Here is a 21,760-nt window from a genome sequence, read left to right as displayed (position 1 = left end):
GAACAACGATAAGGCGAGATCATGAGTACACAAATCATACTCGGCGTGATCATGTTCACCGTGATCGTTCTGGCGCTGGTCGCGATTATCCTCGCGGCCCGTTCCAGGCTGGTCAGCACCGGTGACGTGACCATCGAAATCAATGACGACCCTGAGCACACCGTCAAGACCAGTGCCGGCGGCAAACTGCTCGGCACCCTGGCCAACAGTGGTATCTACCTGTCCTCCGCTTGCGGTGGCGGTGGCAGCTGCGCCCAGTGCAAGTGCAAGGTGTTCGAGGGCGGTGGCTCCATGCTGCCGACGGAGAAAGCCCACTTCACCAACCGGGAAGAGAAGGAAGGCTGGCGCCTGTCCTGCCAGGTTCCGGTGAAGCAGGACATGAAAATCGAAGTGCCCGAGGAGTTCTTCGGCGTTAAGAAGTGGGAATGCGAAGTGGTGTCCAACCATAACGTGGCCACCTTCATCAAGGAACTGGTGCTGAAGCTGCCGGAAGGCGAGGAAGTGGCGTTCCGGGCGGGCGGTTACGTCCAGCTGGAATGCCCGCCGTACGACATCGCGTTCAAGGACTTCAACATCGAAGACAAGTTCCACGAAGACTGGGACAAGCACGACATCTGGCGCTACAAGGCGATCAACAAGGAAGAGACCATCCGGGCCTATTCCATGGCGAATTACCCGGAAGAGAAGGGCGTGCTCAAGTTTAACATCCGGATTGCGACGCCGCCCCCGGGCACCGACTACCCGCCGGGGATCATGTCCAGCTACGTGTTCAATCTGAAGCCGGGCGACAAGGTGACCGTGATGGGGCCGTTTGGTGAGTTCTTCGCCAAGAAGACCGACGCTGAAATGGTCTTCATTGGCGGTGGTGCCGGCATGGCGCCCATGCGCTCACACATCTTTGACCAGCTCAAGCGGCTCAACTCCAAGCGCAAGATCAGCTTCTGGTACGGCGCCCGTTCCGTCCGGGAAATGTTCTACGTGGAGGATTTCGATCAGCTGGCCAAGGAGAACGACAACTTCGAGTGGCACGTGGCCCTGTCCGACCCGCAGCCGGACGACGATTGGAGTGGCCCCACCGGGTTCATCCACAACGTGCTGTATGAAAACTACCTCAAGGATCATCCGGCGCCCGAGGACTGCGAGTTCTACATGTGCGGGCCGCCCATCATGAACGCGTCCGTGATCAAGATGCTCAAAGACCTTGGTGTGGAAGACGAGAACATCATGCTGGACGACTTCGGAGGATAATCAGACCCCATGTCATCGCGCATGATACGGCCCGCCAGGGCAGCACTGGCCAGCGCACTGTTCGCGCTGGTCCTTGCGGCCCTGGCGGGCTGCTCGTTTAAGCCCGAGAAAGAAATCTGGGAGATTTCCGGCGGTATTTTTGGTACCACCTACCACATCAGCGTGGTGATGGCGGATGATCAGGATCGCCTGAAAGCGCTTTCCGAGGGTATTGAAAAGGCCATGCACGACGTTGATATGGCCATGTCGACCTACAAGCCGGATTCCGAGCTCTCCCGTTTCAACAGTCTCGCCGATCAGACCCAGTGGGTGCCCGTTTCCGACGCCCTGTATACGGTGCTGGACAAGTCCCTGGAAGTGTCACGCCTGACCAACGGGGCCTTTGACATCACCGTGGGTCCTTTGGTCAACCTGTGGGGGTTCGGCCCGGAAGCGCGGCCAGAGCAGGTGCCGGACCCGAATGAACTGGCGCAGCGCCTCGCCGAGGTGGGTTATGAAAAGCTCCACCTGAGGGCTGACCCGCCGGCGGTGCGTGCCGACTCCAAGCTGTACCTGGACCTATCCGCCATTGCCAAGGGCTTTGGTGTGGACACGGTGGCGCGCTATCTGGAGAAAGAAGGCATTCAGGATTATCTGGTGGAGATCGGGGGCGAGGTCAGGGTTCACGGCAATAAGCCCGGTGGCGACGCCTGGCATCTGGCGGTAGAGCAGCCGGTGGAGGGTGCCCGCCAGGTCAATCGCGTGGTGGCGCTGACGGACCACGCCATGGCGACGTCCGGCGACTATCGTAACTATTACGAATCGAATGGGCAGCGCTATTCCCATACCATCAACCCTGAGACCGGCCGTCCGATCACCCACAATCTGGCGTCGGTCAGCGTGGTGGCGGACGATTGCATGACGGCTGATGCACTCGCGACGGGTTTTAACGTCATGGGGTGGGAGAAGGCCAGCGAATTGGCCACCCGGAACAACATTCCGGCCTATTTTATTGTTCGTGAACAGGACGGGTTTGAAACGCACGAAACGCCGGCGTTCTCGTCCTTCGTTATTCAATAGACTCCGGAAAGGAGGGCATTATGGGTACGTTTCTGCTTGCTCTGGGTATCGTCGTGTTCCTGGTGGCGGCGATGTCCGTGGGGGTGATTTTTGGGCGCAAGCCGATCAGCGGCACGTGCGGCGGCATCGGCGCGCTGGGGCTGGGCACCGCCTGTGAAATCTGCGGCGGCAACCGCCAGAAATGCGAAGAGGCCAACGAGACCGGCGCGGCTGGCGAAAACCTGGCCTACGACGCGACCCGGCCCCGTCAGGAGTGATTGCCGTTGGAGGGCTGCCGGAGGGCGGTCCCTGACGGCTGACAGCGTTTTTACAGACCGAATCAAGGAGTAACGGTAAGCATGGCGGAGCATCATTACGACGTGGTAGTCATCGGCGCCGGCCCGGCAGGTGAGGGCGCGGCCATGAACGCGACCAAGCACGGCAAGCGGGTCGCGATCATTGAAGACAAGCCCACGGTCGGCGGCAACTGCACCCACTGGGGGACCATTCCCTCCAAGGCGCTGCGCCACTCCGTCAAACAGATCATCACGTTCAACACGAACCAGATGTTCCGGGACATTGGGGAGCCCCGCTGGTTCTCGTTTCCCCGGGTGCTTCAGAATGCCCAGAAGGTCATTGGCAAGCAGGTCAAGCTGCGCACCCAGTTCTACGCCCGCAACCGGGTGGACCTGATCAGCGGCCGGGCCGCGTTCCTGGACCGTAACCGCCTGGAAGTCCGGGGTAACAAGGCCGTTGAAACCCTGCGGTTCAAGCAGGCGATCATCGCCACCGGTTCCCGGCCTTACCTGCCGCCGGACGTAGATTTTCGCCATCACCGTATCTACAACTCGGACACCATCCTGGGACTGTCCCATACGCCGCGAACGCTGATCATTTACGGCGCGGGCGTCATCGGCTCCGAGTACGCATCCATCTTTGCCGGGCTCGGGGTCAAGGTGGACCTGATCAACCCCGGCAGCCGTCTGCTGACGTTCCTGGACGATGAAATCTCGGACGCCCTGAGTTACCACCTGCGCAACAACGGGGTGCTGGTGCGCCACAATGAAGAGTACGAGTCCGTGGTGGGGGATGACCATGGCGTCGTGCTGTCGCTTCAGTCCGGCAAGAAGATCCGGGCGGACGCCTTCCTCTGGTGCAACGGCCGCAGCGGCAACACCGACAATCTGGGTCTGGAGAACGTCGGCCTGGTGCCGAACGGTCGCGGCCAGCTGGCGGTGGATGAGCATTACCGCACCGAGGTTGAGAACCTCTACGCCGTTGGTGATGTCATCGGCTGGCCGAGCCTGGCCAGTGCCGCCTATGACCAGGGCCGGTCCGCCTCGTCCGACATCGTTCACGACGACTACTTCCGGTTTGTCTCCGACGTGCCGACCGGCATCTATACGATTCCGGAGATCAGTTCGGTGGGCAAGACAGAGCGGGAACTCACCGAAGCCAAGGTGCCCTACGAAGTGGGCCAGGCCTTCTTCAAGGACCTGGCCCGGGCGCAGATCACCGGTGAAGCGGTAGGCATGCTGAAAATCCTGTTCCACCGGGAAACCCGTGAGATTCTGGGCATTCACTGCTTCGGTGACCAGGCAGCGGAGATCGTGCACATTGGGCAGGCCATCATGAACCAGCCCGGCGAGGCGAACTCGCTGAACTACTTCATCAACACCACGTTCAACTACCCCACCATGGCTGAGGCCTACCGCGTAGCGGCGTTGAACGGCCTTAACCGCATTTTCTGACCGGTCGGATGGGTCAGGCGTGCCCGGAGTCCGTGCCTGGCTCAAGCCGCTGCAGTTCTTCCGGCGCCTGCTCGGAGGGCTCGGGTTCTCTGCTGGGCAGGGCCAGGCCGGCTCTGGCCCGGTTATCGAAGAATATCCGGGCGCTGGTGGGGTAATCGGTGATCACGCTGTCAACACCCATCGCCGCCAGTTGCAACATGTCCTGAATACGGTTAACGGTCCACGTGGACACGTGCATGTCCTTGCGGTGCGCGGCCGCAACCATCTCCGGTTTCAGAATCTTCCAGTTAACGCAGAAATACTCGCAGCCCAGCCGGGTCGCCAGGTTTACCGGTGACGGGAACCGGCGCTCGGCAACCAGGCCCAGCCGGATACGCTTGTCCCGTCGGCGTATTTCCTTGAGGAACCAAGTGTCCGAAGAGGTTACTGCAACGCGCTGGTAGAGCGCTCGCCGCTGGATAATCTCAGTCAGTCGGTTGCAGAGCACGTTGAGCCGCTGCCGATCGTCCTTTTTCACTTCCAGCTGCAGGTGCTCCAGATCGTCGAATTGATCGAGCAGTTGTTCCAGCGTGGGGATGCCCACCGGCCGCGGCCAGGAAGAGGTGTTCCGGCGCGCATCCATGGCCGCCAGTTCGGCCGCAGTGTAGTTGCAGACGCCGCCCTTGAGGCCGGTGGTCCGATCCACCGTCAGGTCGTGGACCAGCACCGGTATGCCGTCTTTGGACAGCACCAGATCCAGCTCAAAGTGACGAATGCCGTGCCGGTAGGCGTGGATAAAGCCCGGCAGGGTGTTTTCCGGGGCTTCGCCCTTGGCGCCCCGATGTCCGTAGACGATCATTCCTTGTTAGCTTCCTTGGCACGTTGATACAGGGCCTGGCGCTTTTTCCAGGTGTCGTGGCACAGGCGGACGTCTTCAAGAAACGCCGGTAGTTCGTCCATCAGAAGGGCCTGTGGGCCATCCACCAGGGCTTTTTCCGGCTTCGGATGGAAATCCACCAGTACCATGTTGGCGCCGGCGATGACGCCCTGGGCGGTGGCATGAACCACGTCCAGCATGCCGTCCGGTGCCCGGTCCCGGCTGCCCACCGAGTGGGACGGGTCCACGCACACCGGCATGCGGGTCAGCCGCTTGACGGTGGGCACATGGGCGAAGTCCACCATGTTCCGATGGGGCTGGCCCGCTTCGGTTTTCATCCCGCGCAGGCAGAAAATCACGTTGGCATTGCCCTCGCTGGCCAGATATTCAGCGGCATTCAAAGACTCGTTCAGGGTGATCCCGAAGCCCCGTTTCAGCAGCACCGGGTAGGTGCTTTGCCGGCCAATGGCCTTGAGCAGCTCAAAGTTCTGGGTGTTGCGGGTGCCCACCTGCAGCATCACGCCGGTGGGCCGGCCAAGGCGCTCCAGGCAGGTATCGATCTCCTCGATGTGGCTCTCGTGGGTGATCTCCATGGCGATCACCCGGATGCCGTGCTTGCCGGCCTTTTCGAACACCCAGGGCAGGCAGCCCTTGCCGTGGCCCTGGAACGAGTAGGGGTTGGTGCGAGGCTTGTAGGCGCCCATACGGGTGCACACCTCGCCGTTGTCCTCCAGCGCTTTCATCATCATCTCGACGTGCTCGGGCACGTCCACCGCGCACAGGCCGGCAAAGATGTTCAGATTCTGCTGATCGAAGGTCACGCCGTTATAGGTAAACCCGTTCTGGCGTCGGTCGTCCCGGTGGCGGCCCAGAATCCGGTAGTCCTCGGAAATGCGAACCGCACGCTCGACCGCGGGCAGGGCTTCGATCTCTTCCTTGTCCAGGGACTTTGTGTCCCCCAGCAGGTAGATTTCGGTCAGCCGCTGGCTGGTGCCCTGAACCTCGTGAACCCGTACCGTGACGCCCGGCAGGTTCTCAAGATAATCCAGGGTGATGCGATACGCCTCGCTGTCCAGGGGCGTGTTCGGGTGAAGAATGGCGAGCATGGTATCTCCTTGAATCAGCGCGCGGCGTCTGCCCGGAGCCGAGCCTGCATGTACTCCCTGTGATTAAGATGCAGCAGGTCGGCCATGCGGCGAATAAGGTGTTCCTCGTACTTGTCGATGCGGCCGTCGGCGAAGGCCACCCGCCAGATGTTCTCCAGCAGCACCTGCTTGGCGTCCTGATCGAACCGGTCGTTGATCAGACCGGTGAACTCGTAGAGGGAGGTTGCGTCGTCCGCTTGAGCCAGGGCTTCGTCAAGAATGCGCCGGGCATCCGGTTCCGGCACACCGAGAGTACTGACGGCATAGCGAACGATGGTGTCCAGTTCCCGTTCGTCCTGATCCCGGTCGATCCGTGAGAGCTGGACCATCAGGGCCGTGCTGGCCACGGCGAGGTCGTCGGGGCCTGGGGGCTGGCGCTCGTCCGTGGGGCCGGACAGCAGTTGTTTCAGGAAGTCGATCATGTTGGGCGTGATCCTGTGGCGTTAAGGTTACGCCGCCCTGGCCAGTGCCCGTACCTGGTTTTCCAGCGTGATCTGATCCGCCGCGAATCGGCGGATGCCGTCGGCCAGCTTCTCAGTGGCCATGGCGTCTTCGTTGGATTCCCAGCGGAACCGGGCTTCGTCCATCGGGCCAAAGCGGTCCTGGGTGCTGGCGGTCTCCGGTGCCAGCCGGCGGGCAAGCTCGCCGTGGTTGTCCTCAAGCTCCTGCAGCAGCGCCGGGCTGATGGTCAGCTTGTCGCACCCGGCGAGCATTTCAATCTCGCCCCGGTTGCGGAAGCTGGCGCCCATGACCACGGTGTTGTACCCGTTGGCCTTGTAGTAATTGTAGATGCGGGATACTGACTGTACACCCGGATCCTCCGCTGGCTCAAACCGATCCCGGCCGCTGTTGGCCAGATGCCAGTCGAGGATGCGGCCCACAAACGGCGAAATCAGGAAAGCGCCGGCCTGGGCGCACGCAACGGCCTGCGCGAAAGAAAACAGCAGGGTAAGGTTGCAGCGGATGCCTTCTTTCTCCAACTGCTCCGCCGCGCGGATGCCTTCCCAGGTGGACGCCACTTTGATCAGCACCCGGCCGGTATCCACGCCGAGGTCGTCGTAAAACTCGACCATCCGGCGGGCTCGGGCGATGGTGGCGGCGGTATCGAACGACAGGCGGGCGTCCACCTCGGTGGACACCAGCCCGGGGATGCGGTTCAGGATTTCCTGGCCGGCCAGCACCGCAAGCCGGTCCGTGGCCAGGCCCAGCTGCTCGTCGCTGGAGCCGCCGGCGGCGTGGGCGAAGGCCACGGCCTTATCCAGCATCGGCCGGTACGCCTCTGAGGCGGCGGCTTTAAGCAGCAAAGACGGGTTGGTGGTGGCGTCTTCCGGCCGCCAGCGGGCAATGGCGTCCAGGTCGCCGGTGTCTGCCACCACGGTGGTCATCGCTTTGAGTTGGTCGAGCTTGCTGGTCATTCGTCCTGTCGTCCCGGTTGTTGTGATGTGCCTGGGCCGCCTGATCCCGGCAGCCGGTGTTTTGCCTACAATAGCGGGCCGTTCTGACAGGAACAAGACAACCTTTGGACAGGTTCGGCTGGGCCACGTACGTAGGGCAGCGACGGCCACGAAAGGCGCGCGACAGAGGGACGATCGCGGGAGACCTGAGAACGCAACGTCAGATGGCCAGACGCTCCGGCGCGGCCGACGCATCGGCGCCGTCTGAATCCAGTTCCGGCACCTTGGCCAGCGCCTGCTCCAGTACTTCCACCCCGGCCCCCGGCTTGTGCGCGTTCTCGCTGATGTGCCGGCGGAACTGACGGCCGCCGGGCTGACCGTGAAACAGCCCCATCACATGGCGTGACATGTGGGTGAGGTAAATCCCGCGGTCCAGCTCGGATTGAATGAACGGAAGCAGCGCCCTCAATGCATCATGGCGACTGAGCGCCGGCGCCGGCTCGCCGAAAAACGCCGCATCCACACCGGCCAGCAGCCAGGGGTTGTGGTAGGCCTCCCGGCCCAGCATCACGCCGTCCGTATGGGCCAGATGCTCACGGCACTCATCAAAGGTCTTGATGCCACCGTTGATAATGATTTCCAGGTGGGGATAACGCGCCTTGAGCGCGTAGACCCAGTCGTACTTGAGCGGTGGAATCTCCCGGTTTTCCTTCGGGCTCAGGCCGTCCAGAATGGCAATGCGCGCGTGCACGATGAACGTGGTGCAGCCAGCCGCCGCCACGGTTTCAATAAACTCGCACAGCTCGTCCCAGGATTCCCGGCCGTCAATGCCGATGCGGTGTTTTACCGTCACCGGCAGGGACGTTGCTTCCTTCATCGCCGCCACGCCCTCGGCCACCTTCTGGGGGTGCCCCATCAGGCAGGCGCCGATCAGGTTGTTCTGAACCCGGTCACTGGGGCAGCCCACATTCAGGTTGACTTCATCAAACCCGAACTGCTCCGCCAAGCGCGCACAATGAGCCAGCTCCCCGGCATCGCTGCCACCCAGCTGCAACGCCAGCGGGTATTCGAACGCATCGTGCCGCAGAAACCGCTCGGTATCCCCGTGAATCAAAGCGCCCGAGGTAACCATCTCGGTGTACAGCAGCGCCCGCTTGCTGAGAATACGCGCAAGGTACCGGAAGTGCGGAGTCGTCCAGTCCATCATGGGAGCGACGCAGAAGCGGCGGGAAGGGCTGTTGGAGATCGGCTCCGAGATTCCGAAATCCTTGGAGTGTGCGGTTTGGGTTTCCGGTGAAGGCATGGGTACCAGCGTTTACATTTCTTTAAGTGTGCCGCCCAGGTTAACTCTCGTTTAAGGCAGAAAACGAAAGAGCAATGGAGTTGCTTATCTATGGAGGCTCGAAGCTGATAACAGGATACCAAAAAATGGGGTATAGGGTCTTCTTCTAGACTGGGGAGCGCGCTATTCGTCAAACCTGACTAAAACCAGGGGTTCTGTTGACTCGTCTCTCAGTGATGCCATGTATTCGGGCCCGGAAATGCGCTTTCGATCTAATGCTTCAATCAAAAAGGGCTGCGTAGCGGCAGCGTCCGTAATATCTCGAAGGGCGGTGACGATATTCTGGTCACCAACTGGCTTTCCCATCGGGGTAGCGGCGATGTTGCCGCCAGGTTGTCGGTGGGATATTCGCCGCTTTTGTCCGAGATCGTATGGTGTTACGTCATCGAACAACTCTGCGTAAGATCCTGCAACAGCGGTCGCACTAAAATGAGCTGAGTCGTATTCGTTGGCGAGTATGTAGGATTCCAGCCTGGCATTATCACAGAGCAGAAGCGCGCTGGTTAATTGCGTGAATAGCTGCTCATCGAAGGTATTCTGCTGGAGTTGGTATTCGATGTGCCCTCGGACGCCGCTCCTTAGCTCACTGAGCCTTGACGCCGCGTTGATCAGAACGCCTTTGGGGTCGGATAGGCGTTTACTCGCCTCAATACCTTCAAGAACGCCGCGGATTCCATTCAAGTCTCGGTAGAGTTGGTTTAGGTACAACTGCGCAAAGTTTCTGTCCATCGTTTGTGAAAGCTCCTCGACCGTCTTCTCGATACGAGTGAGCTTTTTGTTCACTATTGCAAATCCAGCAACAGTGACACCCATTCCGACGAGCCCCACGCCCAGGTTTGCGTATTGAAGTATCTGCAAACCTTCCACCATTCGCTTCAAGCCGGCGAGTTGCGCGTTTGCGACGAGGGAAGATGCGGTGTTCAGTACGTTAAACGGCGAACCGATCAGCGAGCCTACGAGTTGTTGTCCCATTCCTGTTTGCTGCATATGGGCCACGATTCTACCCGAACTGGTGTCTTTTATGATCGCGCCGACGCGCTGAAGTACTCCGGCATCGACAAGAGGTTGTAGACGCAGAGGGACCTCAAAAATATATTTCTCAAGCATGCTTAAGGTCTTCCAGTAACAACAGTGACATCGCTCGAATGTGCCCTTGTAATGCTGAGCATAAAGACGGCGGGTTGGACGATGGCGCGAAGACGGCCATTCGGATGAACACGCTGGCCGCATCTTTGGATTTTTTCACGGCTTTCTCTTTGTATTTTGAAATCCGGGAACCACCAAAAACGGCCATCGTACCCAATACCGCCGCGCCACTAAGGGCGATCGGCCAGCTTATAACGGTCGCTCCTAACAGACCCAGTCCCCATCCGGCTGACTGCACGGACATTGATGCCACAGCAGGTATTCCGAATAGCGCAGCACCAGCCGTTCCGGTCGCAAATCCTAGTTCGACGGAGTTCATTGCCGAAGTATCTTCGCCCGACCAGTCTGAGAATTCACCCTCAAAGCAGAGTTCAGGGTGATCAAGTGTACGCAGCTCCTTTTTCGCAGAAGCGATGATTTCATGGGCCTGTGCGTTTCTCCAACGATCAAAAACCGGCCCCAATTGCTGCTCCGCAAATGCTTTCGCTTTGAATGTCTCGGTAAACGAAATTGTCTCAATGCGCGCATTGATGACAGCCGTGATTGCCGGTGTGCGATCTCTCAGCTCAATCGGAATCTTGATTAGCCATGTGTCCCGCCAATCAAGAATCTGTCGTTTAAGGACGAGCTTGTCGACATCGGTTAGGACTGGTTGGGAGGTGGTGGTTACACTCGTCGAGGACATGGTACCGGCCGCTGCTTCTGATTTTCGAAAAGTGTAGCCGATAATAGCAGTGACAAGTGTGCACAGGATTCCAGAGTTTGGTGCAAAGACATGAGGCTTGCTGAGGAGGAATTTCTGTTACGGACGTTTTGGGGTCGAAGGCTGGCCCTCTTGGATTTCTGTCCTGTTTTTCGACCACAGCGGATACGGAATCCCCGCCAGCCGGTTGATCACAAACGCCTGAGCCAGCAGCAGTAACACGCCCGCCATTAGCACCGGCAACTGGGCCGGATTCGGCATGAGACCCAGCGATACGATCAGTGCCGTTGCGCCGGCCGGCGGGTGGGCCACCCGCAAAATCACCATCAGGCTGCTGGTCAGCCCCAGGGACAATCCTGCCGCCCCGACGCGCGCCATATCTACTCCTGTCGAGAAAGCAGAGGGGTGGTCTGCCAGGCCAAAGGCGTACAGGCTCAGCAAACCGATAATGGCGCCTATCAGATGCCCGCAGAGCGTGTTGCGCGGCGACGCAGGCTCGGCAAGGGGCACGTAGAAGAGGATAAACGCGGTGGCGCCCAGCGACGGGAAAATGAACGCTTCCTGGGTAGCCAGCGCGACCAACGATACCAGGGCAATGCTGATGGTGCCGTTCACAAAATTGAACGCCGCCATCACCGTATTTCGGCTGTACCGGCTGGCGAGGCGCTCAATGTGAAGGGCTCGGGTAAGGCCCCTGGCCAGTTGCCAGCGAAGCTGTTCGTTCCGTTGTCCCATGGGCCGGTTACCGCGCAGAAGGGTGTGGAAAAGGGCGCGCGATGATAGTCGGGGTGGCAGGGCGCGGCAAACCGGGAATTTCGATGTAAGTTAGGCGTTTAGTCAATAACGTCGCCAAATCGCGCAGCCAGATGCGCGGTCTGTCTTACCCGCCCAGATCGTTAAGCCACTCCGCCACCAGCTCTCCCGCACCGATCTCCCGACAGCCGCTGGCATTCTGTCCGCACCACAGTGGGGAAAAGTCGTCCGTGTCACAGGCTTCGGCAGCGGCGCGCAGTGGACCGATCGCGTTGGTCGCCAGGGGAAATGCGGGTGCGAGGTCGCTCATAGGCCCCATCTCCCGCAGCAGGCGGTTCATGATGCCGCGGGCCGGGCCGCCGGAGAACAGGTTGGTTAGAACGGTGTGGTTTGCACGAGAGCTCTTCAGGGCGGCCCGGTGCAGGGGGCGTGTGGTCGCCTCCGGGCACAGCAGAAACGCGGTTCCGATTTGTGCGGCAACGGCGCCAAGGGCCAGAGCGGCTTTGATGCCCTGTGCGTCAGCAATGCCGCCAGCGGCGATAACTGGTGTTGTCACGGCATTGGCGATCTGTGGCAGCAGGGCGAAGGTGCCGAGCTGGGTGGTCATGTCCCGGGTCAGGAAAATGCCCCGGTGGCCGCCCGCTTCAAGACCCTGGGCGATGATGGCGTCGGCGCCGTTCTGTTCCAGCCAGCGGGCCTCCTCCACGGTGGTTGCGGTGGATAGTACAGTGGCGCCTGCTCGCTTTACCCGATCCAGCAGGGCCGGCTCGGGCAGGCCAAAGTGGAAGCTGACGACGGCCGGCCGAAACGCTTCGACAATGTCAGCAGTTTCTTCGTTAAAGGGCATTCGGCCGGGTCCATCCGGAATGCGGCTCGGGTCGATGCCAAATTCCTGATAGTACGGAGTCAGCGCCGTGCGCCATGCGGTCTCACGCTGGCCATCGTGAGCCGGCGGGGTGTGGGCGAAGAAATTGAGGTTATAGGGGGCGGTGGTCTTTGCGGTGAGCGCTTCGAGTTCCCTGATCAGCGCATCGGGGCCGAGCATGGCGCAGGGCAGCGAGCCGAGACCTCCAGCGTTGCAGACGGCAGCCGCCAACTGATGGTCCTGCACGCCGGCCATGGGCGCCTGAATGATGGGCCTGTCGATACCCAGAAGCGTGTTTAGTCGGTCGGTCTGCGAGACGTTCATGGGCGTTGCCGGTCCTCCGCGTGATCTTGGCCGGCGGGGACGTCGCCAATGGGCGACCTGGCCGGCAGGGTGCGTGTTGCCATCCTAGAAGATGACCGGCCATAAAAAAAGGCAGCCGAAGCTGCCTTTTTTAACGAATCGGGCTGTGGTTACAGGCCGACAACGTTCTCCGCCTGGGGACCTTTCTGGCCCTGGGTCACGGTGAACTCGACCTGCTGGCCTTCTGCCAGGGTCTTGAAACCGCTGCCGGTGATGGCGCTGTAGTGAACGAAGACGTCCGGGCCGCTTTCGCGGGTAATGAAGCCGAAGCCTTTGGATTCGTTAAAGAATTTTACGGTGCCGGTTACGGTAGACATGGAATGCTTCCTGTATTGATCGATATGTGCGGTGCGTCAGCTAGCCAGCGTTCTGCCCGCGGGATGAGAGAAACAAAAAACGCACGTAATCAATAACAGGACGTTGCACTACTGAAAGGAACAGCCACGCGTCGTATTAATGAAGACTGGTTAAATCTTTCCAACGGACCTGACTGTACCTTTTTCCCCGGGTTTTGCCCAGCACTTTCGTATAAGCAATGGTACCTGCTTCCCACGCTCCGCTATTCCCCTGCGTGGCTCACCGTTTTCCCCGGCGCGCCGTCCTGCAGACGCTGGCGGATGGCGGGCGGCAGCGGCGTTTTTTCAAGCGTGGCGGCCTGGACCATCACATAGGTGATGGTGGCATCCGCCAGAAACTGGCCGTCGGGGTGTCGATGGAACGCGAGGTGGAAGGCGAACGAGCTGTTGCCGAGGTGCCCCGGCTCAATGCGGGCCTCAACCACGTCGTCAAAGCGCGCTGGCGCCTTCCAGTTCAGGTTCAGGCCAACGACCTGGAAATCCAGGCCCTGGGCCAGCAGATTCTGGTAGCTGCCGAACACCGCCCGGATGTATTCGTTGGTGGCAATGTCCACGAAATCGGCGTAGCGGGCGTTGAAGGCCACGCCCTGGGCGTCGCATTCGCCGTAGCGTACTCGGAAGCGATAGCGAAAGGGGGGCATGAATCGGGCTCCTGGTTGTCGGGGACAGCAGGGGGCTGGCGTCACTGGGCAGCTCTGGCCTGCTGCAGAATACGCGCGGTGTTACCCCTGTCGTGCATGGCGCGCAGGACCTCGGCCAGCGCCGGGGCCAGATTGGCGTGGCGTCGATTGACGTAATGGTACAGGGAGAAAGCGGTTACCGGCTCGGAAATGCGATGAAGACCCTGCCACTGGGGATTGTGAAGCGGTGAAATACCCTCGACATCGGCCACGAGGATCAGATCCACCCGCCCCCACTCAAGTAACCTCCTGAGTTGGCGGAAATCGTCGGCCAACAACGGTTCCATGTTCAGTGATGCAGCGGCCTGCTCGGCCAGGATGACGCCCCGGCGAATGCCGACCCGGAGCGGACGACCCTCTGGCTTGGGCAACGTATCGGCGCCGGTTTCCAGGACAACGGCGTATAGAAAGCCGGCGAGCAAGGGATAGCCCACCGGGATCAGGTTGGGGTAGTCCGCCGCCACCGACTCCACCCGGAACAGATCGCCATCGAGCTCGCCGGAGTTCGCCAGCCGCAAGGCCCGGTTGGAGGGCGCTGTGTAGGTGCTCATGGTTATGCCAAGCTGCTGATACGCGGTGGTCATAATAGCGACAGCGGCCCGTGTCACCGGAATGTCGTCAATCACGGCAATACGAACCGCGGCGGGCACCTCGGGCGCTGGCGTTTCAACACCGTCGGCGGCTTGCACCTGGGGTGCGCCGGTGACCATGAGCAGCGTCAGCAGAATAATGGGGATCATGAACGCGGAAGTCTCCTCTCCGGGGCCTTTCGTCCGGGTCTTTCGTAGGGTACCGCCATAAACCGGAACTGTCTGCCCGGATTGGCGGAAGAAACCCCTGGGGATGTCCTGAAGGTCAACGCCGGGGTAGAGGGTTCGCGCTACGCTGGCGCTTATCGTTATGGGAGATAGGTGTATGGCACAGCCCACGAAGGGGGCGTCTGGCCGGCCACAGGTGTTCATCACCGGCGGCGCCAGTGGTATTGGCTTTGAGCTGGCGAGGACGTACCTGCAGGACGGGTGGGGCGTTACGCTGCTGGATATACAGCCGGCGGAACCCGCGTTGGCGACCCTCAGGTCGGTGGTCCCGGATGCGGCCGTGCGCGCCTTCGCCATGGATGTGACGCAAGCGGAGACTGTGCGGGCGACGTTTGATGAAGCGGCGCTGACAGCGCGGCCGGACCTGGTGGTTCACTGTGCGGGCATTTGCCAGGCCGCCGCGTTCGAAGACATTACCGATGCGGCCTACACCCGGATGATTACCGTCAATCTGCTGGGCTCCCGAAACGTGGCGCTGGCGGCGTCGGCGCATCTATCGCAAGGCGGCCAATTCGTGCTGGTGGCGTCCATGGCGGGGCTGGTGGGTTGCTATGGCTACACCGGGTACTGCGCCTCGAAATACGGCGTGGTTGGCCTGGCGGAGGTGCTTCGGATCGAGTGGGCGCCCCGGGGAATTGCTGTGTCCGTGGTGTGCCCGCCGGAAGTAGAGACGCCGATGGTGGTGGCCGAGCGCCAGAGCCGCCCGGCCCAGACCGCCACCCTGAAGCTGATGGCTGGGACTTTGCCGGTTGACTACGCGGTATCCCGCATCCGTGCCGGTATCGACCGGCGGCGGTTTCTCATCATTCCAGGCGTCCGCGCCCGATTGCTCTGGGGCCTGAACAAACTTTTGCCCGGAGCGCTTACCCGGCATCTGGCCGATGCCATGGTGCGCAGAAGCCACTGAGAGACAGGCCGGACGCTCGGGGCAAGCCCCGGGGTTACTTCTTTTCCGGAAACAGGGCGCTCTGATCGGCCAACAGCACCCGGTTACGGCCTTCGCGCTTTGCCCGGTAGAGGGTCTTGTCCGCGGCGGCGAGTAAACGACGGGTGGTTGGTGCTAGCCCCTGCCAGCCGATCACGCCGGCGCTGAGGGTGACATCGAAGACGTCTCCGGTGTCGCTCCTGAAGGTTTCCTTTTCCATCCGTTCCCTCAGATCGTTCACGACTTGCACGGCATCTTCTGTAAGGGTGTGGGGCATCAGGATGAAAAACTCTTCGCCCCCGGTTCGGGCGAGTAGGTCGGTCCGCCGGATGCGCGACTTGAGCAGATCGGCAATCTGGCGCAGCACCCGGTCCCCGGTGGGATGGCCGTGGCTGTCGTTGATGGATTTGAAGAAGTCGATATCGATGGAGGCGAGCGCGTAGTTGCCGCCGTACCGCGCGCTTTCGGATGTCATCTCATCCAGCCGGGCGAGCATATGGCGTCGATTGTACAGCCCGGTCAGTTCATCGGTGACGGACAGGTGCTCCAAACGCTGTTCCAGGCGTTTCTGTTCGTCGATGTTGATGACCATGCCGTGCCAGGTAACGGTGCCCTCGGGGCTGCGCTCGGGCTTGGCAATGCCCCGCATCCAGTGCATGCCATCGGCCGTCACCACCCGGTAGTCACAGCTCCACTCGGTCAGGTCGACCCGTGAGGTCTCGATGGAGGCCTGTACCCGGGCCAGATCGTCCCGGTGGATGGTATTGAACACCAGGTCCGGATCAGCCTGGACGGCGCTCGGGGGGAAGCCGTAGAACTCGACCGTCTTCTGGCTGACGTAGCCAAAATAATACCGGCCGTCGGGTTCCATGATGAACGAGTAGATAATCCCTGGCAGGGACGCAGACAGCTGGATCAACTGGTGTTCGGTTTCCTTGGCGTCGGTGACGTCCAGGTGGGTGCCGAACATCCACCGGCCCTCCGGGCTGTCGGCGCTGCCCATCAGCCGGGCCCGGGAGTGAACGTAACGCCAACTGCCGTCCTTGTGGCGCATCCGAACCACGCACTCGAACCGATCCGCCTGGCCCTTGAGGCAGCTCACCAGGCCGGTCCGGGCGATGTCCCGGTCGTCCGGATGGCAGAGGTCGTGCCAGGTCCTTGAGGTGACGGGCTGAAGGTCTTCCAGGGTGTAGCCAAGCTGCTGGGCCCAGCGCTCATCGAGAATGACGTCCCCCGTGTCCGGGTTCCATTCCCAGGTGCCTGCTCCAGTGCCATAAAGGATGGCCTGGAGTTTCAGTTCAGGGCTTAGGCCCATAGCCCCTGTCCATGTGTGCTCATGTTGCCGAGGGTGTCCCGCTGCGTGTCCTTTCTCAAGACGATAGCCGGGCCACCGGATTTGAGCAACTGTTCTTATGCTGTGAATGACGACAGGTCCGGGACGGGTTGGCCACCGTCGGCGGGAGGGGTAAGCTTAGCCGCCTATCTTGGGAGCGGATGCCATGGCAGTGATGGTTCAGGCGCTGGTGCCTGTGTTTGTATTGATCCTACTGGGTCACCTGTTTCGGCGGTGGGGATTTCCCGGCGGTGATTTCTGGCCGCGGGCCGAACGGTTTACCTATTACGTGCTGTTTCCGGCCATGCTGGTGTTCAAGCTCGGCCAGGCGCGCCTGCCGCCGTCCGCCTACGCCGACATTGCCCTGCTGATCGGCGTCATGCTGCTGGCCATGACCGTGGCGCTGGTGGCCGCCCAGTGTGTCTGGCGCTGGTCCGGGCCGGTGTTTTCGTCGGTCTACCAAGGGGCGATACGCTTCAATTCGTACGTCGGGCTTGCCGCCGGAGGGATGCTGCTGGGGGACGACGGCCTGTCCCTCACCGCCATTGCCGTCGCGGTGATGGTGCCCCTGCTGAACCTCCTGTGCATCCTTATGTTCAGCCTGACGGCCGGGCGGGACCGGATACAATTGTCCCGGGTGCTTTGGGCCATCGTCACCAATCCGCTGATTGTGGGGTCGCTGCTCGGCGTTGTCTGGAGCTATTTCCAGATTGGTTTCCACCCGCTTCTGGCGGGCATTCTGCAACCGCTGAGCAACCTGGCCCTCCCGATGGGTCTGATGACGGTCGGCGCCGGGCTGGAACTGGCGGCGCTTCGGGGCGCCACCGCGCCGTTTCTGGTGGCGTCGGCGCTCAAGCTCATCGGCTTCCCGCTGATCGCCGCCGGCCTCGCCGCTCTGCTGGGAGTGGAGGGGCTGCTGGTGCAGGTGGTGGTGCTTCTGGCGGCGCTGCCGACCGCCACCTCCGCCTACATTCTGGCCCGCCAGCTGGGGGGGGATGCGCCCCTGATGGCGGGCATTATCAGCGGCCAGACCCTGCTCGCCATGCTGACCATTCCGTTAATGCTCAGCCTGCTCTGGTAGGCAGGCCAGAACCGCGTCGGCAATGGATTTCTGGAAGACCAGGTAGCCGTTCGCCGTGTCCGGCGCCTCCGTGGCCAGTGGATCCCAGTGACTCTGGATCACCGGCAGTCCGTCGGTGACCGCGTGCCACCAGCGGGGATTAAACTGGGGCTCGGTGAGCAGGCATGGATGCCGGGTGCTGGCCAGCTGCGATCGAATCTCGGCGACGTGTCGGGCGCCGGGGGACAGTTCGGGGTTGAGGGTGAGCACGCCGGCCAGGCTCAGCTGGTAGTGCCGGGCAAAGCCGACAAACGCGGTGTGGTAGGCAAACAGCGATACGTCATTCACCGGGCGAAGGGCTTGGCGGAGGGCGTCGTCCTGTTGCTTCAGCGCTTCAGAAAAGGCGGAAAAACGCTGTTCAAGCACGGCGGGGTCCTGATCGGGCAGGGCGGCCAGCGTCCGGCGGATGTCGCCCGCCATCGACAGTGCCCGGGTCGGATCGACCCAGAGATGCGGGTCCGTGCCGTCCTCTTCGCCGTCTTCCGTGGCCTCTTTCTCGTCATGGCCGTCGTGAGCGTGGTCCTCCAGGTCCGGCGCCAGGGTCAGCACCCGGGCGGACAGCGCCCCCTGGTCCAGCACCGGGCGCAGAAATGCCTCCAACCCAGGCCCCACCCAGACCACCAGATCCGCGCCCGCGAGTGCCTGGCGCTGTGACGGTTTGAGGGCGTAGGTGTGGGGGCTTTGGCCAGGCGGCACCAGCGTGGTGATCCGGGTTCCCTCAGGGGCAACTGCGCGAACCAGCAGGGCCAGCGGTTTGATCGAGGTAACCACCTCCAACGGTGGAGCTGCGGACACGCCGGGAGCAACGGCCGTGGTCATCAAAGCGAGCGCGACGAGACCGGCACGCAGGGTGGAGCGTTTGAACATGGGGATCACCGTCTGAAAACTGGAACGTTATAATATAACAAAAATAGGGGAGCGCAAGAGCGTCCGGGGGCGGCCGTGCGATCTCTACGCCGATTGCTCCACGTCGGGGCGAGGTTCCGTGCCTTGGCCAGGGCTAATGCCCCGGCTGTCCCTTATGCGAATTGCCGGCGACCCCGTTATAATGGCGGCCTTTTCCGGGACGATGATGCCCGGCCGCCGTTTTACGTCCTCCAATTTCAGGAAAGCGTTATGACCGTACGTACTCGCATCGCGCCGTCACCGACCGGTGATCCCCACGTTGGCACCGCCTACGTTGCCCTGTTCAACCTGTGTTTTGCCCGCCAGCACGGCGGCCAGTTCATTCTGCGCATCGAGGACACCGACCAGGCCCGGAGTACGGCCGAGTCTGAGCAGGATATCCTCCGGGCGCTGCGCTGGCTGGGCCTGGACTGGGACGAAGGCCCGGACGTGGGTGGCCCCCACGGGCCGTATCGGCAGTCCGAGCGTAAGGGCATGTACCGCCAGTACGCGGAAGACCTGGTGACGGCTGGCCACGCCTTCTACTGTTTCCGCACGCCGGAAGAACTGGACGCCATTCGCGAGGAGCGTAAGGCCGCCGGCCTGAACCCCGGCATCAAAGGCGATCTGGAACTGCCCGCGGAGGAGGTGGCCCGCCGGCTGGACGCGGGCGAACCCTACGTGATCCGCATGAAAGTGCCGGAAGACGGTGTGTGCGAGATTGATGACATGCTCCGGGGCATCATTGAAATTGACTGGGCCCAGGTCGACTGTCAGATCCTGCTCAAGTCCGACGGCATGCCCACCTACCACCTGGCCAACGTGGTGGACGACCACCTCATGGGGATTACCCATGTGCTGCGGGGCGAGGAGTGGATCAACTCGGCGCCCAAGCACAAGCTGCTGTATCAGTACTTCGGCTGGGACATGCCGCAGCTTTGCCACCTGCCGCTGTTGCGTAACCCGGACAAGAGCAAGCTGTCCAAGCGCAAGAACCCCACCAGCATCACCTTCTACGAGCGCATGGGTTTCCTGCCCGAGGCGGTGACCAACTACCTGGGCCGGATGGGCTGGTCGATGCCCGACGAGCGGGAGAAGTTTACCCTTGACGAGATGATCGGCCAGTTCGACATCCAGCGGGTGTCCCTGGGCGGACCGGTGTTTGACGTGGAAAAGCTGCGCTGGCTGAACGGCCAGTGGCTCCGGGAAGATCTGTCGGAAGCGCAGTTCATGGAGCGGCTGCGGCAGTGGTGGTTCAACGAGGACGCCCTCAAAGCGCTGGTGCCCCACGTCCAGGGGCGCGCTGAGGTGTTCTCGGACGTTGCGCCCATGGCCCAGTTCATGTTCTCCGGCATGCTCAACCTGACGCCGGAAGACTTCCGGCACAACAAGCTGGATGAGGACACCGTCAAGCGGGTTCTGCAGTTCACCCTATGGAAGCTGGAAGCCCAGCGGCACTGGACCAAGGACAACGTGTTTGCCGATGTGAAAGGCCTGGCCAAGGCCATGGGGCTCAAAATGGGGGATTTCATGTTCGCCATTTTCGTGGCCATTGCCGGCACCCCCAATTCCTGGTCGGTGATGGACTCCATGGCGCTGCTGGGCCCGGACATGACCCGGGCGCGCCTGCGCCATGCGCTGACCGTTATGGGCGGCTTTTCCAAGAAAGAGACCAAGAAAGTCGAGAAAGCCTTCGCCGAACTGGTCGCTGAATAAACAGTTTGGTGGCGAAGTAAACGATCTGGACAGGGAGGTTCAGAAAACGGAAAAAAATGCGTTTTACCTGTTGACGCCCCCGGGGCCGATCCTTAATATACGCAGCCGTTGAGGGGCCATAGCTCAGCTGGGAGAGCGCAACACTGGCAGTGTTGAGGTCAGCGGTTCGATCCCGCTTGGCTCCACCAATTTCTAGTCCCCTTCGTCTAGTGGCCTAGGACTCCGCCCTTTCACGGCGGCAACAGGGGTTCGAACCCCCTAGGGGACGCCAATTTGATGCCACGGTCTAGTCCACCGGGGTATCAGCAAAGAAACCGCCTTCGGGCGGTTTTTTTGTGTCTGCAAGAAAGGGGTCAGATGAAAAAGGGGTCAGATGAATTTTCATCTGACCCCGGTTTTAACGTCTGCCCAACGTCACCGCTCCGCAATCGCCCCCTTGCCCACGCCCTCATACGCCTTCACGCGGATACGGTCGTCCGGGTAGGCGCGCTTCAGTTCGTCCGCGATGTGGGCGGCGATCAGCTCCACGGTGGTGTCGGTGTTCATCAGGTACACCCGGCTCTCCGGCAGTGTGAGGGTAAACTCGCCCTGGTTGGCCTCGTACTCGAAGGTCACGTGCGTGCGGCCATCGGCGCCGGTTTCGCGGCGCACCACGTCCTCTTCGGACCCCACGTAGATATCCTTCCACCGCTCGGCCCAGCGTTGCTCTTCGGCGCTGTCCCGCAGACCGTTCCGGTCAATGCGGATGGGGGAACGGTGGCCGTGGGCAATGCGCTGGCAGTTGCCAAGGTGCTTTTTCAGGCCGTGCACGTAGTGGTAGTACGGGCCGTCGATGTGTTCCGCGCGCAGCTCAATGGCAATGCCGGTGACGTTCGCGGGCAGCACCGTTTTGAGTTCCTGCTGGAGCAGGGCGGCGACGGCGGCCGGTTCGACCGCGGGTGCGGACAGCCAGACCACCGCCTCGTCCGGCGAGCGGTGCACAATGCGGCCGCCGTCGGTCAGCGCCCAGGTAAAGGTGTCCGGGCGGTCGTCGTGCCAGTGCAGCCCTTCGTAGCCCCGGGGAATCACCAGTCGGTGGTCAACCCGCTCGTCGATGACGCGCTTGATGGTGCGTTTGACGTTGCTGAAATCGAACACCATGCCCTGTTCGTCCAACTCACCAGAGAGCACCACGTCCACAATCCAGCTTTCGCCCACCAGACCCCGGGCCGGGTCCAGGTAGGCAAAATCGATCACAGTCAGGTTGTCGACGAACAGGTGGTCCATGGAGGTTCCGGGCGGGTAGGCTGAATGTTGGGGCGGATTCTAGCAAAAATCCGCCCC

22 protein-coding genes and 2 tRNA genes are annotated in these 21,760 nt (G+C 61.6%); 9 read left to right on the top strand and 15 right to left on the bottom strand.

Going from position 1 to position 21,760, the window contains the following annotated elements:
* Positions 1-21: 21 nt before the first annotated feature.
* The 4 genes from nqrF to sthA all read left to right on the top strand — a co-directional run bounded on the left by nqrF (position 22) and on the right by sthA (position 4,037).
* The gene (nqrF, locus tag V3388_RS07390; protein ID WP_336366887.1) at positions 22-1,248 is read left to right on the top strand and encodes an NADH:ubiquinone reductase (Na(+)-transporting) subunit F; all 1,227 of its coding nucleotides are present in this window, start codon (positions 22-24) and stop codon (positions 1,246-1,248) included.
* Between the two features lie 9 nt (positions 1,249-1,257).
* Positions 1,258-2,307: an FAD:protein FMN transferase gene (locus tag V3388_RS07385; RefSeq protein WP_336366886.1), complete on the top strand. Its 1,050-nt coding sequence runs from the start codon at positions 1,258-1,260 to the stop codon at positions 2,305-2,307.
* Positions 2,308-2,327: 20 nt separating this feature from the next.
* A complete protein-coding gene (gene nqrM / locus V3388_RS07380) occupies positions 2,328-2,564 on the top strand; it encodes a (Na+)-NQR maturation NqrM (protein ID WP_336366885.1) in 237 nt (78 codons plus the stop codon).
* 81 nt (positions 2,565-2,645) lie between these two features.
* Complete coding sequence (sthA, locus tag V3388_RS07375) at positions 2,646-4,037, top strand: Si-specific NAD(P)(+) transhydrogenase (RefSeq protein WP_336366884.1); 1,392 nt, start codon at positions 2,646-2,648, stop codon at positions 4,035-4,037.
* Positions 4,038-4,050: 13 nt separating this feature from the next.
* Here the strand turns inward: sthA and V3388_RS07370 are convergent, their stop codons facing one another.
* From V3388_RS07370 to V3388_RS07315, 12 genes are all read right to left on the bottom strand, one after another.
* Positions 4,051-4,875 carry a glycerophosphodiester phosphodiesterase gene (locus V3388_RS07370; RefSeq protein WP_336366883.1) on the bottom strand — a complete coding sequence of 275 codons (825 nt, stop codon included), beginning with the start codon at positions 4,873-4,875 and terminating at the stop codon, positions 4,051-4,053.
* Entirely contained in the window at positions 4,872-5,999 is a 1,128-nt protein-coding gene (locus V3388_RS07365; protein ID WP_336366882.1) for a 3-deoxy-7-phosphoheptulonate synthase, read from the bottom strand. The genes V3388_RS07370 and V3388_RS07365 overlap by 4 nt, the downstream gene beginning before the upstream one ends.
* Positions 6,000-6,013: 14 nt before the next feature.
* Positions 6,014-6,460 carry a tellurite resistance TerB family protein gene (locus V3388_RS07360; protein ID WP_336366881.1) on the bottom strand — a complete coding sequence of 149 codons (447 nt, stop codon included), beginning with the start codon at positions 6,458-6,460 and terminating at the stop codon, positions 6,014-6,016.
* A gap of 27 nt (positions 6,461-6,487) precedes the next feature.
* On the bottom strand, positions 6,488-7,453 hold the full coding sequence (tal, locus tag V3388_RS07355) for a transaldolase (RefSeq protein ID WP_336366880.1): 966 nt from the start codon (positions 7,451-7,453) through the stop codon (positions 6,488-6,490).
* Positions 7,454-7,652: 199 nt separating this feature from the next.
* Positions 7,653-8,735 (bottom strand): tRNA dihydrouridine(20/20a) synthase DusA, encoded by a 1,083-nt coding sequence (gene dusA, locus V3388_RS07350; RefSeq protein WP_336366879.1) that lies wholly within the window; start codon positions 8,733-8,735, stop codon positions 7,653-7,655.
* A 162-nt stretch (positions 8,736-8,897) separates the two neighbouring features.
* On the bottom strand, positions 8,898-9,881 hold the full coding sequence (locus V3388_RS07345) for a hypothetical protein (protein ID WP_336366878.1): 984 nt from the start codon (positions 9,879-9,881) through the stop codon (positions 8,898-8,900).
* Complete coding sequence (locus tag V3388_RS07340) at positions 9,874-10,605, bottom strand: hypothetical protein (RefSeq protein ID WP_336366877.1); 732 nt, start codon at positions 10,603-10,605, stop codon at positions 9,874-9,876. Before V3388_RS07340 ends, V3388_RS07345 begins: the two co-directional genes overlap by 8 nt.
* Positions 10,606-10,722: 117 nt before the next feature.
* Positions 10,723-11,256: an HPP family protein gene (locus tag V3388_RS07335; protein WP_336366876.1), complete on the bottom strand. Its 534-nt coding sequence runs from the start codon at positions 11,254-11,256 to the stop codon at positions 10,723-10,725.
* 247 nt (positions 11,257-11,503) lie between these two features.
* Entirely contained in the window at positions 11,504-12,565 is a 1,062-nt protein-coding gene (locus tag V3388_RS07330) for an NAD(P)H-dependent flavin oxidoreductase (RefSeq protein WP_336366875.1), read from the bottom strand.
* A gap of 149 nt (positions 12,566-12,714) precedes the next feature.
* Complete coding sequence (locus tag V3388_RS07325) at positions 12,715-12,921, bottom strand: cold-shock protein (RefSeq protein WP_336366874.1); 207 nt, start codon at positions 12,919-12,921, stop codon at positions 12,715-12,717.
* 242 nt (positions 12,922-13,163) lie between these two features.
* Positions 13,164-13,601 carry an acyl-CoA thioesterase gene (locus tag V3388_RS07320; RefSeq protein ID WP_336366873.1) on the bottom strand — a complete coding sequence of 146 codons (438 nt, stop codon included), beginning with the start codon at positions 13,599-13,601 and terminating at the stop codon, positions 13,164-13,166.
* A 41-nt stretch (positions 13,602-13,642) separates the two neighbouring features.
* Complete coding sequence (locus V3388_RS07315; RefSeq protein ID WP_336366872.1) at positions 13,643-14,380, bottom strand: hypothetical protein; 738 nt, start codon at positions 14,378-14,380, stop codon at positions 13,643-13,645.
* Between the two features lie 175 nt (positions 14,381-14,555).
* Here V3388_RS07315 and V3388_RS07310 point away from each other — a divergent pair, with 175 nt between their 5' ends.
* Positions 14,556-15,365, top strand: a complete 810-nt coding sequence (locus tag V3388_RS07310; RefSeq protein ID WP_336366871.1) for an SDR family NAD(P)-dependent oxidoreductase — start codon at positions 14,556-14,558, stop codon at positions 15,363-15,365.
* Between the two features lie 34 nt (positions 15,366-15,399).
* Here V3388_RS07310 and V3388_RS07305 read toward each other — a convergent pair whose 3' ends face one another.
* A complete protein-coding gene (locus tag V3388_RS07305) occupies positions 15,400-16,698 on the bottom strand; it encodes a sensor domain-containing diguanylate cyclase (protein WP_336366870.1) in 1,299 nt (432 codons plus the stop codon).
* A gap of 184 nt (positions 16,699-16,882) precedes the next feature.
* Here V3388_RS07305 and V3388_RS07300 point away from each other — a divergent pair, with 184 nt between their 5' ends.
* Complete coding sequence (locus tag V3388_RS07300) at positions 16,883-17,797, top strand: AEC family transporter (RefSeq protein ID WP_336366869.1); 915 nt, start codon at positions 16,883-16,885, stop codon at positions 17,795-17,797.
* On the opposite strand, the gene V3388_RS07295 is transcribed toward V3388_RS07300, so the two are convergent.
* The gene (locus V3388_RS07295; RefSeq protein WP_336366868.1) at positions 17,774-18,703 is read right to left on the bottom strand and encodes a zinc ABC transporter substrate-binding protein; all 930 of its coding nucleotides are present in this window, start codon (positions 18,701-18,703) and stop codon (positions 17,774-17,776) included. The genes V3388_RS07300 and V3388_RS07295 overlap by 24 nt on opposite strands.
* A 249-nt stretch (positions 18,704-18,952) precedes the next feature.
* Between V3388_RS07295 and gltX the strand changes: the two genes are divergently transcribed.
* The 3 genes from gltX (at position 18,953) to V3388_RS07280 (ending at position 20,708) form a co-directional block, all read left to right on the top strand.
* Positions 18,953-20,437, top strand: coding sequence for a glutamate--tRNA ligase (gene gltX / locus V3388_RS07290; RefSeq protein ID WP_336366867.1), 1,485 nt, complete (start codon positions 18,953-18,955; stop codon positions 20,435-20,437).
* A 112-nt stretch (positions 20,438-20,549) separates the two neighbouring features.
* Positions 20,550-20,625: transfer RNA gene (locus V3388_RS07285), tRNA-Ala, on the top strand.
* A gap of 7 nt (positions 20,626-20,632) precedes the next feature.
* Positions 20,633-20,708, top strand: a tRNA-Glu gene (locus tag V3388_RS07280).
* Positions 20,709-20,851: 143 nt separating this feature from the next.
* Here the strand turns inward: V3388_RS07280 and V3388_RS07275 are convergent.
* Complete coding sequence (locus V3388_RS07275) at positions 20,852-21,703, bottom strand: 6-carboxytetrahydropterin synthase (protein ID WP_336366866.1); 852 nt, start codon at positions 21,701-21,703, stop codon at positions 20,852-20,854.
* Between the last annotated feature and the right edge of the window lie 57 nt (positions 21,704-21,760).

Source organism: Marinobacter sp. C2H3, from assembly GCF_037080155.1.
In the GTDB taxonomy this organism is placed as follows: domain Bacteria; phylum Pseudomonadota; class Gammaproteobacteria; order Pseudomonadales; family Oleiphilaceae; genus Marinobacter.
Note: the sequence above shows the minus strand (reverse complement) of the source record. Positions and strands in the feature narration are given on the sequence as shown.